Genomic DNA, 15,523 nt, shown 5'->3' on the forward strand with positions numbered 1-15,523 from the left:
ACGCAGGGTTAATGTATCGACTCATAGGTATACTGACACAATAAAGTATTCATTCTTTAAGAACAATCTGTTAGCCGTATCGTTGAATGTAACTTAATAGGTCATCTAATTGATTAACAGAAAGAGACGCTAAGTTTTCAAATGGCTTCACTTCACCATGTGTGATTAAACAGCTGGGCATATTTGCATTGTTTGCGGCTTCTAAATCGTATAAATAGTCACCCACATATAGGACTTGATGCGGTTGAAGTTGCCAAAGGTCAGCTAAAGCCGTTAATGCTTCTGGGGACGGTTTCGGCGCGTATTGCTCGCGAGAAATAACTTCTTCAACAGTAATATTGCAGTGCTCCAGTTTGCATTTAGAAGCCTCAGCACAATTACGCGTGACGATACCCGTATGAAAGTGTTTATCTTCTAAATAATTAAGCAAGGTATGACAACCTGAAAGTGATACCGAATTTTCAGCGTCACTAAGCTCATGATCTAAGATTAGCTTGTGCGCGCTTTCCCTATCAGCAGCCTCAACAAAGCTATCTGCGTGGGTCAAAATGTCTTGATGCACAGGGCAGTTTAATTGCTCTCTTAGACCTTGAAAGTTTATTTTTGAGCTGACAAGCGTGTTATCTAAATCAAACACAACCGCTTTAATATTTTTTATATTGAGTGGAATAGGCACCACATTATCTCCTCAGGTAACGTATTGATTTAAGTGTAGTCTGCATTTATATAGACTGTATGAGTCTTCATATTAATATTTGAAAATACGAAAGGAACGAATTATGAGTAAGGATTTGCGTTTACAGTGCACAACCACAATTTCAGGGCACCATGAACCTAGCCCCGCAGAGATGTTTGCGCAGATGGCAGCATGGTGTGAAGAAAACGATATTACTCATGATACTTATGGTGAAGGTCCTTTCTTACAGGGGTTTGAACAAAAAGTGGCGGATCTTCTCGGCTTTGAAGCTGGTGTATTTGTGATTACCGGCACGATGAATCAGCCAACCGTTTTAGAGTTAGTCTGCAAGGAAAAGAATAACCCGCTGGTGGCGATGCACGAGACTTGTCATATTTATCGACATGAACGTCAGGGCTACCAGTTGCAAAATCGTTTTTCAGTGTTGCCTATTGGTGATGCATTTAGAACTTGGAATGTGAATGATCTAAAAGCCTGGCCGGATACTTTATCTGCGGCATTGTATGAGCTACCTATGCGCGAAATTGGTGGTCAGCTTCCCACTTGGCAAGAACTCGAAGAGATCAAACAATATTGTAAAGAGCAATCTATTCACCTGCATTTAGATGGTGCTCGTTTATGGGAGACTGCCGCCTTTTTCCAAAAAGAATATAAAGAAATAGCACAAGGTTTTAATAGTGCTTATGTGTCTTTATATAAAGGTCTCAATGGTATGGGAGGCTCTTTACTTCTCGGAGATAAAGATCTGATAAGCAAAGCCTCAGTATGGATGAAAAGACAAGGAGGTAATGTATATCACCGAACGCCTTATGCCGTTTCTGCTGCTATGCAATTTGATCAAAGAATTGAGATGATGCCGCAGTTATTTGAGCGTACAAGGCAAATTTACCAAATCCTTCATGATTACCCCCAATTAAAGGTGAATCCTGAACAGCCGCAAGCAAATATGCTGCACATTTACTTACCGGTAAGTTACGAAAAAGCACTGGAAATCAGAGATAATTTTGCCGCAGAAAAGAGCATCTGGATAGGGCACCCTAGTATTACTGAACTAGCAAATCAGTCAAAAATAGAATGGTATGTGGGGGATAGGTTATTGAACATGCCCGATCATGAGTTTATTGAATTCTTAGATGGATTAGTTTTAGCTTTAGAAGCTTAAGCCATAGCAACTGACTCTAGAGCTACTAGACGATAAACAGGAGAGCATTGGCTCTCCTTTTTTGTGGGCAATCATTCTATTTTTTGGTGTTCAATTTATTGGTTGTTGAACGGCGGAAAGCCTAGGAATTACATGTATTGGTTAATATAAACATCGACCAAAAACATAAATACAGGCACGGTGCTTAGTACACCGAAAAAGACAATTGGAACCCAGTTTTTCACTGGCTTTTTAGGCTGATTATTATCACTCATCAAATTAACCTCTTACATGTCATATAAAGCTGAACATAGAAAATTGAGCCGCTAATGAACACGTGATTGACGAACAGCAGCATTGTGGTTTGGATACTATCAAATAAAGTGTAAGCGCTATATCCCTTTTTATATAAACGAATAAGCCTTAATAATTATTTTGAAGTGAACCAATGAAATAGGCTATTGTCGTAGAAGTTAATCGATTAATTTCTTTGGAGAGACAGAGTGAAAACACTCGGTAATATTATTTGGTTTTTATTTGGTGGCGTATTCATGGGATTGGCTTGGTGGTTCTTCGGAATTCTAGCTTTCTTAACCATCGTAGGAATTCCATGGGGACGAGCTTGTTTTGTAATGGGTAATTTTTCTTTCTTCCCATTTGGGCAAGAGGCGATTTCTCGCGATGAACTAACGAACGAAACTGATATTGGCACCAGTGCTTTTGGCATGCTTGGTAATATTATTTGGTTCTTGTTTGCCGGTATTTGGCTAGCGATTGGTCATATTGCTTCAGCAGTAGCTTGCTTCATTACCATAATCGGTATTCCATTTGCCATTCAGCATTTGAAGCTTGCGGTTATTTCACTCGCTCCGATTGGAAAAACCGTTGTTGATAAGCACGAAGCAGAAGCGGCACGTGTGAGAAATTACAAAGGCTAACTAAGTTCAGAATAAACAGAGCCCTGCATGATGCAGGGCTCTTTAGTTTCTAATCAATAAACTGGATTATTGGATTATTGGTTATTGGTTACTGATTAATGAAGTCTTTGAATCTTTGCTTCGTTTCAGCGTCTGCTTTGCTGTACCAAAAGTGAAGCATTTCTTCAGTAGTATTTGCGGTATCAGTATCGATCTTAGCCGGTAATGTCACCGGTTGAGCTACTGCAACTGAAGCGGTTGTTAACGCCGCAACCCCACCTTTTTTGTTGTAATCAGCCGCTTCTAAAGGGAACTTACGACCAATCTGCATCCCGCCTTTTACTAGCTTGTCTTGACGAAGGTCGACTGCGTTTTGGTTTTCATCAAGTAAGTTCCAATCAAGGTTCTTAATACCTGCTTTGCCTTGGTCGATATTACGATAATCAGGCAGATCAAAAGTTAGTGTCGTGTCACTGGCTTCAAATGTCGCAATGATAGTATCGCTATCAATAAATTCTCGCTCATTTCCCTGATCAAACGCCAGTTGATATTGGAAAACGATTTGGTTTTTGCCATCAGGAACGGTCAAAGTTTTATGTGAAGAGAAAAGACCACCAGAGAGATCTGGGCTGGCTTCGTTTACCGCTAAAATATCAACACTTGAAGGGACTTGTATTTCTACGTCAGCGAATACCGCTGGAGCCGCCATGATGGTAGAAAGTAACGCGATGCTTTGTATTGTTTTCATAATCATACAATTGTTGTGGTCAGAGAAATTACAATCTCACGCGGAGAAATGTAATTCAAGTGATGAAAGTGGGATTTAAAAATACTTGCCAAATCTTAACGAAACATTCATGTTCTAAGTCAAAAATGACTCAAAAGAGGGCAGTGACTTGGATACAAAACGCATGGAAAGCTTTGAAAATCAGTTTGAATTTTTTTTAGAGCAAACAATGCAGACTGATGCTGCTCATGATCTTAACCATGTATTACGTGTTGTTAGATCCGCAATGGAGTTATGCCAGGCAGAAAAGGCTAGACCTGAAATTGTAGTACCTGCTGCTTATCTTCATGATTGTTTTACTTACCCTAAAGATCATCCAGAAAGGAAAAACAGCGCTTTTCTAGCCGCAGATAAAGCCATTGGTTTTCTTGGTGAAATTAACTATCCAACGGAATATTTTGAGGCGATCCATCACGCCATTATTACTCATAGTTTTAGTGCAAACGTAACACCACAGACATTAGAAGCCGAAATTGTACAAGATGCTGATAGGTTAGATGCCCTTGGTGCTATTGGAATTGCGCGTTGTATCCAAGTCAGCGCTACTTTTGGCACAACACTGTATTCAGAGCATGACCCATTTTGTGAGTTTAGACTCCCTGAAGATAAAACTTATACGGTTGACCATTTTTATTCAAAGCTATTTAAGCTAGCCGACACTATGAAAACAACTGCGGGTAGAAAGGAAGCGATGAAAAGAACCGAGTTCATGCGCAGCTATTTAGAACAATTAAGCTCGGAAATCTAATTGTATTGATAAAGTGTGAAGTCAGTTGTGTTTTATTCGGGTGAATATTTAAATATGCAACTAGAATTACTCGATAAAATCAAAAGCCATCAGAAATAAGATGAGCAGCATAGCAATGTGACTAGGTAAACTCGGCAAAAGGGATTAGAAGGGAATGGAACATCAACACGTTCAAGTGAGCCATGACATCGTCATTGAGTCTGAACTTGAAGAACGGAATCAAGCGACTCAAAGTCTCACTAATGCCGTGAATATCGATCAAACTAAGCAGGAAATAGTTTTACCACCTCGCCCTTTGGTGGTGAATTATTCAATGGCGATACCTGTGTGGTTCTTTAGTATTTTGTTTGCGAGTATCTGGCTTGTTTACTACCCAGCAATAATGGTGCTGTTTTACCTGCTGGTTAGTGCGGTGACCTTTTTTGTTTATGCTTTCGATGCTTCTGCTAATAAGAATAAGACTTGGCGAATTGATGACACTTTATTTCATGCGTTATCGTTAATTGGTGGATGGTCCGGTGCTTTATTAGGGCAATGTATTTTCAACCATAAATATTCTGATAAAACGTTTGCCGTCATTTTCTGGTGTACTGCCGCAATGAATTTTTTATTTTTTGTATGGACACTAACCGAGTCGGGAAGCAGACAGTTAGAGGTTATTCTAGGTTCATTATTGACCTAGCGTAGTGGTTAAGATTTATTTAAAGAATAGAAAAGCCCCGAATGAATCGGGGCTTTTTAGTTTAGCCAGGCTTTAGGTATCTAGAACCTAAGGCGTGATTACATTGCTGCTTCGAAGATAGCTGAGATTTCTTCGTGCGTTGCTTGTTTAGGGTTAGTGAAACCACAAGCATCTTTAAGTGCGTTATCAGAAAGTGTTGGGATATCTTCTAGCTTAGCGCCAAGTTGTGCAATACCTGCAGGAATACCTACATCATTCGCTAATGCTACAATCGCGTCGATTGCTGCTTCTGCGCCTTTCTCTGGAGACATACCTTCAATATCAACACCCATAGCTTTAGCTACATCAGCAAGACGCTCAGGGCAAACTTGCGCATTGTAGCGTTGTACGTGTGGAAGAAGAATTGCGTTACAAACACCGTGCGGAAGGTCGTAGAAGCCTCCTAGTTGGTGAGCCATTGCGTGAACATAACCTAAAGATGCATTGTTGAATGCCATACCAGCCATGAATTGTGCATAAGCCATTTGTTCACGAGCTTCAATGTCATCACCGTTGCTTACTGCTGTTCTTAAGTGTGCTTGAACAAGCTCAATAGCTTTGATTGCTACAGCGTCTGTAATTGGTGTAGCAGCAATTGATACATAAGCTTCAACCGCATGTGTTAACGCATCCATACCTGTTGCAGCAGTCAAAGATGCAGGCTTAGCTAGCATTAGCTCAGGATCGTTTACAGAAACAAGCGGAGTTGTGTGCTTATCTACAATCGCCATTTTAATGTGACGATCTTCATCAGTGATGATGCAGAAGCGAGTCATTTCAGATGCAGTACCAGCTGTTGTATTGATAGCAATCAATGGCATCATTGGTTTTTCAGAAACGTCTACGCCTTCGTAGTCAGCAATGCTGCCACCATTTGAAGCGACAAGCGCGATACCTTTTGCACAGTCGTGCGGAGAACCACCGCCTAGAGAAATAACGAAATCACAGTCATTGTCTGTTAAAAGCTGTAGACCGTCACGAACGTTGCTCATTGTTGGGTTTGGTTGAGTGCCATCAAAAACAACGGCTTCTACATCGCGATCGCTAAGTAAATCTTGTACTTGTTTAACAACACCGATTTGGTTAAGAATTTTATCAGTTACGATAAGACCCTTTTTGAAGCCTTGAGACTGAATATTGTCTGCTGCGTCTTTCAGGCAACCAGCGCCCATTAAGTTTACTGTAGGGATATAAAATGCACTCGCCATGGGAATACTCCAAGTTAATTATGATTTTTTGTTGGGTTCATATTGGCGAGTTAAGGGCTTTGAATTCTTGATCTGAAGCAATTTTAAAAGATAACTAACACTTTATAGGTACAGGTTGTGATTGCGCGCATATAGCAATCGTTTTTATGGAAGTAAGTGATGTTTGTATAAATAAGGTGTGTATGTTTTATTTGATTATAAATGGAGCAATTCAGTCCGAAAGCTCCATTTAAGGTACAGGCGATTGTTTACTTTATTCTTTTCAATAGTTATTTATCAGTGGTCTCAAGTACTTCATTATTCTCGTTTTGATCTTCATCAGATGAAAGTTCTGAGTTTCCTTCAGGTTCTTCATCGTAGTATTTAACTAAAAAAGGGGTCAGCATGACGGATGATGGTAAGAAGTGCTTCATAAAACCTCCACTATAAGTAATAGAAAGTTGAGTGATAATACTTGTGCTTGTCACTATGGTAGTGTGCTCAAATTAAGAAGGCTTTGCGGCGCATCATAGCTTTCTTGGCTAGCTCAATTATGTTTCATAATTACTAACAAGATCACAGCATCAATGATTAACTTTAACTAAAGGTGGTGCATATCCGATTTAGTTTTACGAATCTTGAAAATGTGTTTAGAGTTGCGCCAAAAAATTAGGAATGATTTATGAAATACGATTGGATTTTCTTTGACGCGGATGAGACCTTGTTTCACTTTGACTCTTTTAGAGGTTTGGCGCTGATGTTTTCACGCTTTGGTATAGAGTTTGGCAAATCAGAGTTTGCTGAATACCAAAAAGTTAATTTGCCTTTGTGGGTTGATTATCAAGACGGTCGTATTACTGCAGAAGAATTGAAGCATACCCGTTTTGTGTCTTGGGCTGAAAAGCTTGAAACCACCACTGCAACACTAAACAGTGCGTTTTTAGAAGCGATGGCGGATATCTGTACATTGTTACCTGGAGCAAAAGAGTTAATGAATGCGCTGCACGGCAAAGTAAACATGGGCATCATAACCAATGGTTTTACAGAGCTTCAGGCAATTCGTTTAGAGCGCACTGGGATGACAGACTACTTTAAGCATGTAGTGATTTCAGAAGAAGTAGGTATTGCTAAGCCTGATTTTGGCATTTTTGACCACACTCATAAGATGATTGGCTCACCAGATAAAGCCAAAATGCTAATGGTTGGAGATAATCCACATTCCGATATTTTAGGCGGTATTGATTTTGGCATTGAAACTTGTTGGCTGAATGTAAACCAAAAAGAAACGCCAGAAGGTGTAACGCCTCACTATCAGGTTTCTTCTTTAAAAGAACTACAACAGTTACTGGTGAAGAGCTGATTAAACTGGCTAAACATTTATGGGTGTGAGGTCGATTAGATAAATTATTGGTTTGAGTGATGAAAGAGGGTGGGTCTTGAACTTGCCCTTTAAATCCCCAAGCCTTTAAATAAAGGGAATGGTAGGTAGCGAAGTCATTTTAGCTGAGTTAGGTGTGATTTTTTTAATAAGAACACCGTTTCTCCCCTTGGCTTTGACGCTATATAGAGCCTCGTCTGCTCGCTGAATTAACTCTGAATCGAGTAGGGTGTTTTTAAAGTCACTTTCAAACCTTGCACCGCCAATTGATAGAGTAATTCGATCACTACATTTTGAAGAATTATGTTCAATGTTGAGGCTGTGCAATTCAGCCTGAAGCTGACTTATTTTCTTTTCTATTTCTTGAAGCTTTAAACACTCCGTAAGAATCAAAAACTCGTCCCCTCCATATCGAAAAACTTTACATGTTTCACTTGAAAACGTAGTGCGTAGCAGGTGAGCTAAAGCCAGCAGTACTTCATCTCCTCGAATATGACCATAACTATCATTAAATTGCTTGTAATAGTCGATATCAATCAGCAGTACAGCAAGCTGGTTCGATGTTCTTGCGCACTCTTGTAAATTCTTGATAGAGGATGCAAGTGAAACACGGTTATATAAACCAGTAAGAGGATCTAAATTGACAAGATTATTGAGTTCTTTTTTCTGTTCTTCTAACTGTTTTTTGTGCTGTTTATTTTGTAAATCAACCGCGATATAAGAGCAAAGGTGCTTAATTAAAGACACATGGTAATCTTGGTAAGCGTGACGAAGATGGCTTTGGATTGTTAATATTCCCAAAATCTTGTCATCTAGAGTGAGTGGGATCATCATTATCGAAGGGTAATCTTCTTCTGTTGTGCCAACAAAAGCGTTAGCAGTGGGTTTTCCACTCAGAAGGTTTTGTAAAATAGCGGGTGAAAAGTGCCCATGAACGAAAGTTGATTTATTCTTAATGCAATAAGTACTTAAGGTTGATTCATCTTCACAATTGATCGAAAAAGGGTCGAGAAGCTGACCTAAATCGATGAATTGGTTGTATTGTATTTGTTTTTTTTCTTCGTTATAAAGCCCAAGAGCTAGGCAGTCCACGCTCATTATCTTACCTAGATCTTTATTTAATCTAAAAGCCATATCTGTCAGGTTGTTATGCGACCCTAAGTATTCACCAAATGATGAAATTAGCTTTAGGTTGTTTGCTAGAGATTGGGCATCTTCCAGCTTTGGTCGTTCTGAATGCAGTTGGTATAATTGAGAAATCGACTCATTAATACTCTCTGTATGTATAACAATTGCTTTAGATTGTAATTCTAGTGCGTGTTCGTATATGTCACAGCGGTGATCTAGGTCTTCAGTTCTACGACCCACAGCTTTTAGTATCTCTGCAAAGTCTCGCATTAAGTTTGCGCTTCCGTACTCATAAGCGAGCGAGATCGCTTTTGATAGATACGAGTGTATGACATCAAAGCGTTGATGCTTAGAAGCACAGCGGCAGTATTCGTGCAGTGAATCTAGCAGGTAAATGTTGTCATTTAACTTTTCAGCACTATCAATTGCCACCTTGAATTGTTCGAGTGATTCATCAATTTCCCCTAAGATCTCAAGATGTGCACCGTAGGCATTACCATAGAAGAAACTGCCAAGTAAATTAGGATTTTGGCTTAAATGCTGACGGTACTGGGCGAATTGCTGCTCTGCTATGTCATATCTACCTAACTTAGTATTGCTGTAAGCTAAATTCGTCAGGATAGGCTTCGTCGCAATATTTTCGTTTTGATCACAAGTTTCCCAAGATAGTTCACAGTAAGAGTGGGCTTTAGAGTAATCATGCGTTTCTAGAAAGATGTAACCAAGATTGCCGTATATACGAGCGGCTAACTTTATGCTGTCAAGGTAGGTGCACTCAGTCGCTTGAGTCAGCGCTACAATAGCTTCTGCGTAATTACCCGCGCGAACCAGAGCAATACCGACACCATAATCAATATAGTATTTGAGCGCGATAGATGGAGATGCGGCAGACTTGTGTTTTGCCTCAGCTAATTGCACAAGTGACTCTTGAAGTCGACCTTGCTTAAGCATCAAGAAGCCATGAATAAAGAATTTAACGGCACTTGGAATGGTTTCGTCTAAACGAATAGCAGCGTCTTCGATCTCTTGCCTAATGATCATAATATCATTTGGGCTAGGAGCTTCGATTACATTAATTAATCGAACATCCAAATAGTGAGTAAAGCTCTTTGCATAATTCATGGAGACAGATACCTAAAGTTAAGTCTTTATATTGTACGAAGTATTGTTAAGTCTTTAAAGTAAAATGTATCAATTTGTAATCAGCTCGGTATCATCATCTGAATTAATAACCTATTGCAGTGGTTTTACTTAGGAAAGGAAGTTTATGTTACATACTCATCGGTATAGCTTATATGGCTGTATAGCAATTTTACTATGGAGTTGCTTAATGGCGCTTTCACGTAGCGTCTCTGAACAGTTAGGTCCCATTGGTGGTGCTGCCTCGCTTTATACTGTGAGTTCAATTCTGCTCGTACTTATTATGGGTATTCCTAAACTGTCGAAGTTTTCAAAGTCATACCTATTGATTGGTGGTGCACTATTCGTTTGTTACGAAATCTTCTTATCACTGGCATTAGGCATGGCAAATAGCCGTCACCAGGCTATTGAAATGGCGGTTATTAATTACTTATGGCCAGCGATGACCGTATTAGTCGCTGTTATTCTGAGTAAGAAGAAAACCAACCTTTTAGTCTATCCTAGTATCGTGCTTGCCTTTTTCGGTGTGGCATGGAGCATTAGTGGCGATCAAGGTTTATCGGTCAGTCAGATTAGCGCGAATATTGCGACAAACCCTGTGACTTATTCCATGGCGTTTTTCGGTGCGATAATTTGGGCAATTTACTGCAACTACACACAAAAAGTAGCCAATGGTGAAAATGCGATCACTTTATTCTTTATTGCCACGGCTGTGACTTTATGGATTCAATACGCATTAAGTAATGAAACTGGCATGACATACACTCTAGGGGCAAGTCTTGATTTGTTCTTAGCGGGCGTTGTGATGGGAGCGGGATACGCTCTTTGGAATATGGCGATTCTAGGTGGGAACATGGTGCTATTGGCAACGATGTCTTATTTCACTCCAATTTTTTCGACCCTGTTTTCGTCTCTGATTTTGGGACTAACGTTGAGTACCACTTTTTGGCAGGGTGTGGTGATGGTGACAATCGGTTCGATAGCCTGCTGGTGGGTAACGAGAGAGAAAGCGGGATCCAGCGAAGCTGTTGGTCAAATTGAAAAAGTAGAAGGTTAGCTATCGAATGACCTTCTACTATGTTGATACCGATTCAATGGTGATTACATAGCAGAAGGCATCTATAAAGGTGTATTAGCTTGCGATGCTGATTATCTCGCAATAAAGATTATATTAACTCGCGATGTTCAAGTTTAATTGCAGCTCATACGGGAGTTTAGATAATCTGCGCTTTAATTTGCGTCGAGTGCGTTCTAAATCATCGACTGCAATGGTATGGGAGTTATCAGAGTGAACATCCACATTGATACGAAGCTCTTGCCCGACTTTTGTAACGCCAGTGAGTTCTAAACCTTGGTCCGCTTCTTTATCTACTGCATTCACGTTTTGGTCTACTTTGTCACAAATCTCTTGTGTCGCAGACATCATTAACAATTCACGCATGGCTTCTTTCAGCATGTTGAATGGAACTTTGATGAAGTAAAAAGACATCAACAACATCATCATTGGGTCAGCATAAACTGCATACCCAGCAAGTGGTGACCATGTCATCCCCCAAGCCATTACAAAACCAGCCGTTACTGCAACGCTTAATAGTGTATCCATCTGCCATTGTTTAGATTCAGCTTCAATGAGGCCTGAAGAAAAGTGGCGACTCTTACGTGCGATATACCACCATGCATAGCTGCAGCCAATAACGTTTACTACTCCGAACAAGGTTGCGATTGAAGCGTCCACTTCACGGCCACCTGTAAATAATGCTTCTATTGCCGAGTAGAGCGAATAGCCGACAACCAGTAAAATCACAATGGCTTTAATCGCGATGACTATAGGTTCAATAATTGCTTTACCGAAAGGGAATTCAGATTGTGAAGGGCGATTAATATAGCGAGAAGCAGCTAGTGACAATAAAGTTAACAGTAAACTGATTAATGAATAGACACCATCAAATACTATGACCAGAGAGCCAACCATTAACCCTAATATCAACCCACCGCCAGCAAAGCCAGAAGCTAAAAGGGCTGAGAAGATTAAGACACGGTTTTCGTTTTGGCTTTTCCTGTCACACATGATGTTTTCCTGATGCTCTTGATAACTTCATTGTTCTCAGAACAGCGTGGTTTTACAAACTTTATCTGTGTGTTAGATAGGTTAAAGAATTGATATTTATTCTTATTTTAATAATTTCAATGTGTTAGTGATTATTTTACCTGTCAATATATTTGACTGTGACTGATTTATGTCCAATCTAGAAGTCAAATAAGTAATCGCTGAGTTTATCTGCAAGCCAACTCATCCCCGGGTGTTCTGTCATACCTGCTGCAATAAACATGCAGTAATCTTCTTGATCAAGACCGTAGGTATGTTTGATCACCGCCAGTTTTTGTTGGCGAAGAAGGTGGCGAATTAAAGGTTCAGGTAATACGCCCCATGCATCATCACGAAGAATGGTATCTAGCATGTAATCAAAGCTAGAAAAGCCGATGTAGCGACGTGAAAACGGTTCCAACTCTGGGTTATCTTTCTCGTTCAAATACACCATAGTGGCTTGCATAGCATTTCGCAGATCTTCGTCCGAAACTCGGCGCATAGCACTGAGAGGGTGTTCTTTATTGCACACCGACATCATGCGAATCTTACCTAGTGGGTTATAGATCATTTTTGGGTCATCAACTCGTTCGTAGTCGACTCCGAAAGCGAAATCGACTTGTTGAGTTTCAACGAGGTTGGCGAGATCACCGCTAGAAGCCAGTACAAAGTTAAATGAAGTTGAAGGGTAACGGCTGTTTAGTGTGTGAGACAAATCTTGCCACATTTCATCAGGGAGGGAGTCATCTCTGGCTATCCAAATCTCCGCATTAAATTCGGCAGAAGCTTGTGAACATGTTTGCTTGATTCGAGCTGCAATAGCAAGCATGCCCTCACAATCTTTATAGATGGCTTTACCCGCCTCGGATAATTCTACGTGGTTACCACTTCGAATAAACAACTCAACGTCTAAGTCTTTTTCAAGTGCTTTGATCGACATGCTTAACTTGGTTCGGTTACATTCTAGCTGGCGAGCAGCTTCTGAAACTGAGCCTAAATCGGCTATTGAACAGAATGCTTGAATTTGAGAGAGGTTCATTTCACTTCCGAGTGGGATTGAGTTCGTGAGACATAATACGAATATTGTGCTGACTATCTTAGAATTAGTCCATCATTGAGTGATAAGTCTATGACGAATTGATGGATTTAGTTTACTCTGATGAAGTTCCGAATCTACAAGAAGTAACGATGGAGGCCATGATGGCGAATGAATGGGACGAATACGCACCTAATTGGGAAAAAGACCAAACAACAGGCGTGTTCGCACAATCAGTTTTTGAACAGCTCACGCAGTTGGTTGATCTAGAGGGAACTCGTGTTCTTGATTTTGGTTGTGGTACTGGGTTACTCAGCCAAAAAGTATCCCCTTTAGCAAAAGAGATCATCGCGATGGATATCTCTGAAGCAATGATTGAAGAACTGGATAAAAAAGAGCTAGAGAATGTTGAGCCTGTCGTGGATTATCTTTCTCGAGGTTTAGCCGCTCAGCACCCTGCATTTAGACATCAATTCGATGTAGTTGTCGCTTCTTCAGTGTGTGGCTTTGTTCCGAACTTGCAAGATACCGTAAGTTTAATTTACACATTACTTGAAGAAGACGGTTCATTTATCCACTGGGATTGGTGTGTTGAAAGTGATGATGAAGAGTTTGGTTTGACGATAGAGCGCTCTGAAAGCGTATTATTAGCGGCTGGCTTTTCTTCTGTTGTAGTGTCTACACCATTTTCAATTGATACACCTAAAGGTACTTTCTCGGTATTAATGGGTGTCGGTAAAAAGTCTTCATTACCCAATTTATGACAATATGATGAGTGCGTGATAGTAGGCTCTGAAAGTTCTCAACATACGCTCACCTGATAGATATTGATAAATATATTACCACAAAGGGTATGTTTCCATTATGGAAATGTACCCTTTGTTTTATTTCATTAGTGGAAAGGCATTTCACCACCTAAAATAAGCCCATAACGTATCTCTTTCTAGGTAAAAGGGTTTATTCATGAGTCAACAATCTTCTGCTGCACCGCTTTCTACTCTTACTAAACAGCAACAACGATTCAGCGATATTATTTCTGATATGAGTTTGTCTCCAAAACAGAAATCGAGCTATCTAGCGTTGGAAGCTGAAGCAAGCTTACCCTATGTTGAGGTGAGTGATGAGGTGAAATCAGCTTTAGATGAAGGTGTGTTGTGCGACATGTTTGAAGGCCATGCCCCATTTAAGCCGCGCTATGTCTTACCGGATTATTCCAAATACTTGTATCAAGGCTCAGAGTATTTAGAACTTAGTGCGGCGACCAATTTTGATGAAGCATTGAACATGCTGACCATCATTTATCACCATGTGCCATCGGTAACGTCTATTCCAGTTTATTTAGGTCAACTCGATGACGTTTTGATGCCATTTGTCGGTGATTTAACCGATGAACAAATTTATCAAAAATTGAAGCTGTTTTGGATAATGCTGGATAGAACGCTGCCAGATGCATTTATGCATGTGAATATTGGCCCAGCCGACAATATTGTTTGTCGAACTATCCTACGTGTCGATGCTGAGCTGAAGAAAATTGCTCCTAATTTAACTTTCATGTATGACCCAGCAATTACACCTGATGATTTGCTGCGCCAAGCGACTTCAAACATTTGTGAATGCAGTAAGCCTCACATTGCCAATTATCCGCTTCATGCTAAAGCGTACGGTGATAAGAAATTTGGCATTGTAAGTTGCTACAATTCTCTGCCTCTTGCCGGGGGTTCTAACACTTTAGTTCGTATGAACTTGAAAGAAGTTGCTCTCAAATCAGCCGATAGAGTTGATTTTCTTAATCAGGTTTTACCTGCATATAGCCGTATCATGGTTGAACTCATGGATGCGCGATGTACTTTCTTACATGAAGACTCTCATTTCTTCGAAGGCTTTTTAGCTAAAGAAGGGCTTATTGAAGAAAGCCGTTTTGCGCCTATGTTTGGTATATATGGCATGGCAGAAGCGGTGAATATTTTGCTAGACAAAGAAGCCAAGCAGGGCGCTTATGGCTTGGATGATGAATCGAATCAGTTAGGTCATCGCATTTCAGAAAAGCTTGCTGAGATTGTTGAAATGTCAGATGTGAAGTATGGCTTAGCTGGAAAGGCTTTACTGCATGCTCAAGGCGGTATCAGTTTAGATAAAGAAGTGACACCGGGCGTGAGAATCCCTTATGGGACAGAACCTGATCCCGTCTCTTATGTTCGTGCAACTGCTGGGCATCATAAATTTTATACTTCAGGCATCAGTGACATCTTAACTATTGATGAAACCGTTAAATCAAACCCCGAAGCGATGTTTAACTTGTGTAAAGGTGCGATTCAAGCTGGTTACCGTGAATTTACCGCGAATGTTGCATCTAATGATTTAGTCCGTGTGACGGGCTATATGGTCAAGCTGTCTGACATTGCAAAATTTGATGATGAAGGTTCTCGAACAAATACGACTTTCTTGGGAGCAGAAGCCGCTAAAAATACCGGTATCCTAGAAAGAAAACCTCGTGTCGCCAGTTTAGAAGTGTCACCCGTTTACGAATAAATAAAAGGTATTTCCAGTGAATACGTTT

At 40.2% G+C, this 15,523-nt stretch carries 16 protein-coding genes; 8 read left to right on the forward strand and 8 right to left on the reverse strand.

Annotated elements, in window-relative coordinates:
- Positions 1–70: 70 nt before the first annotated feature.
- Positions 71–679 carry an HAD family hydrolase gene (locus tag OCU78_RS15675; protein WP_137372164.1) on the reverse strand — a complete coding sequence of 203 codons (609 nt, stop codon included), beginning with the start codon at positions 677–679 and terminating at the stop codon, positions 71–73.
- Between the two features lie 100 nt (positions 680–779).
- Between OCU78_RS15675 and OCU78_RS15680 the strand changes: the two genes are divergently transcribed.
- Positions 780–1,859, forward strand: coding sequence for a threonine aldolase family protein (locus OCU78_RS15680; RefSeq protein ID WP_137372165.1), 1,080 nt, complete (start codon positions 780–782; stop codon positions 1,857–1,859).
- A 128-nt stretch (positions 1,860–1,987) separates the two neighbouring features.
- Here the strand turns inward: OCU78_RS15680 and OCU78_RS15685 are convergent, their stop codons facing one another.
- The gene (locus OCU78_RS15685; protein ID WP_257217071.1) at positions 1,988–2,113 is read right to left on the reverse strand and encodes a hypothetical protein; all 126 of its coding nucleotides are present in this window, start codon (positions 2,111–2,113) and stop codon (positions 1,988–1,990) included.
- A gap of 228 nt (positions 2,114–2,341) precedes the next feature.
- Between OCU78_RS15685 and OCU78_RS15690 the strand changes: the two genes are divergently transcribed.
- Positions 2,342–2,776, forward strand: a complete 435-nt coding sequence (locus tag OCU78_RS15690) for a YccF domain-containing protein (RefSeq protein ID WP_137372166.1) — start codon at positions 2,342–2,344, stop codon at positions 2,774–2,776.
- 88 nt (positions 2,777–2,864) lie between these two features.
- On the opposite strand, the gene OCU78_RS15695 is transcribed toward OCU78_RS15690, so the two are convergent.
- Positions 2,865–3,503, reverse strand: coding sequence for a DUF2057 family protein (locus OCU78_RS15695; protein WP_137372167.1), 639 nt, complete (start codon positions 3,501–3,503; stop codon positions 2,865–2,867).
- Between the two features lie 163 nt (positions 3,504–3,666).
- On the opposite strand from OCU78_RS15695, the gene OCU78_RS15700 reads away from it, so the two are divergent.
- Together OCU78_RS15700 and OCU78_RS15705 are read left to right on the forward strand one after the other, a co-directional pair.
- A complete protein-coding gene (locus tag OCU78_RS15700) occupies positions 3,667–4,290 on the forward strand; it encodes an HD domain-containing protein (protein WP_137372281.1) in 624 nt (207 codons plus the stop codon).
- A 154-nt stretch (positions 4,291–4,444) separates the two neighbouring features.
- Positions 4,445–4,972, forward strand: coding sequence for a DUF1294 domain-containing protein (locus tag OCU78_RS15705; RefSeq protein ID WP_137372168.1), 528 nt, complete (start codon positions 4,445–4,447; stop codon positions 4,970–4,972).
- A gap of 98 nt (positions 4,973–5,070) precedes the next feature.
- Here OCU78_RS15705 and yiaY read toward each other — a convergent pair whose 3' ends face one another.
- Entirely contained in the window at positions 5,071–6,219 is a 1,149-nt protein-coding gene (gene yiaY / locus OCU78_RS15710; RefSeq protein ID WP_137372169.1) for an L-threonine dehydrogenase, read from the reverse strand.
- Positions 6,220–6,488: 269 nt separating this feature from the next.
- Positions 6,489–6,632 (reverse strand): hypothetical protein, encoded by a 144-nt coding sequence (locus OCU78_RS15715; RefSeq protein WP_167493987.1) that lies wholly within the window; start codon positions 6,630–6,632, stop codon positions 6,489–6,491.
- A 248-nt stretch (positions 6,633–6,880) separates the two neighbouring features.
- Between OCU78_RS15715 and yjjG the strand changes: the two genes are divergently transcribed.
- Positions 6,881–7,558, forward strand: coding sequence for a pyrimidine 5'-nucleotidase (gene yjjG, locus OCU78_RS15720; RefSeq protein ID WP_137372170.1), 678 nt, complete (start codon positions 6,881–6,883; stop codon positions 7,556–7,558).
- Positions 7,559–7,663: 105 nt separating this feature from the next.
- On the opposite strand, the gene OCU78_RS15725 is transcribed toward yjjG, so the two are convergent.
- The gene (locus OCU78_RS15725; protein ID WP_137372171.1) at positions 7,664–9,826 is read right to left on the reverse strand and encodes a sensor domain-containing diguanylate cyclase; all 2,163 of its coding nucleotides are present in this window, start codon (positions 9,824–9,826) and stop codon (positions 7,664–7,666) included.
- A gap of 145 nt (positions 9,827–9,971) precedes the next feature.
- Between OCU78_RS15725 and yddG the strand changes: the two genes are divergently transcribed.
- Entirely contained in the window at positions 9,972–10,901 is a 930-nt protein-coding gene (yddG, locus tag OCU78_RS15730; protein WP_137372172.1) for an aromatic amino acid DMT transporter YddG, read from the forward strand.
- A gap of 114 nt (positions 10,902–11,015) precedes the next feature.
- On the opposite strand, the gene OCU78_RS15735 is transcribed toward yddG, so the two are convergent.
- Both OCU78_RS15735 and OCU78_RS15740 read right to left on the reverse strand, forming a co-directional pair.
- The gene (locus OCU78_RS15735; RefSeq protein ID WP_137372173.1) at positions 11,016–11,912 is read right to left on the reverse strand and encodes a cation diffusion facilitator family transporter; all 897 of its coding nucleotides are present in this window, start codon (positions 11,910–11,912) and stop codon (positions 11,016–11,018) included.
- Positions 11,913–12,090: 178 nt separating this feature from the next.
- Entirely contained in the window at positions 12,091–12,969 is an 879-nt protein-coding gene (locus tag OCU78_RS15740) for a LysR family transcriptional regulator (protein ID WP_137372174.1), read from the reverse strand.
- Between the two features lie 161 nt (positions 12,970–13,130).
- On the opposite strand from OCU78_RS15740, the gene OCU78_RS15745 reads away from it, so the two are divergent.
- A complete protein-coding gene (locus tag OCU78_RS15745) occupies positions 13,131–13,730 on the forward strand; it encodes a class I SAM-dependent DNA methyltransferase (RefSeq protein WP_137372282.1) in 600 nt (199 codons plus the stop codon).
- A gap of 199 nt (positions 13,731–13,929) precedes the next feature.
- Positions 13,930–15,495 (forward strand): YjjI family glycine radical enzyme, encoded by a 1,566-nt coding sequence (locus OCU78_RS15750; protein WP_137372175.1) that lies wholly within the window; start codon positions 13,930–13,932, stop codon positions 15,493–15,495.
- The last annotated feature ends 28 nt before the right edge of the window (positions 15,496–15,523 follow it).

Origin of the sequence: Vibrio gallaecicus, assembly GCF_024347495.1 — a bacterium.
Taxonomy (GTDB): domain Bacteria; phylum Pseudomonadota; class Gammaproteobacteria; order Enterobacterales; family Vibrionaceae; genus Vibrio; species Vibrio gallaecicus.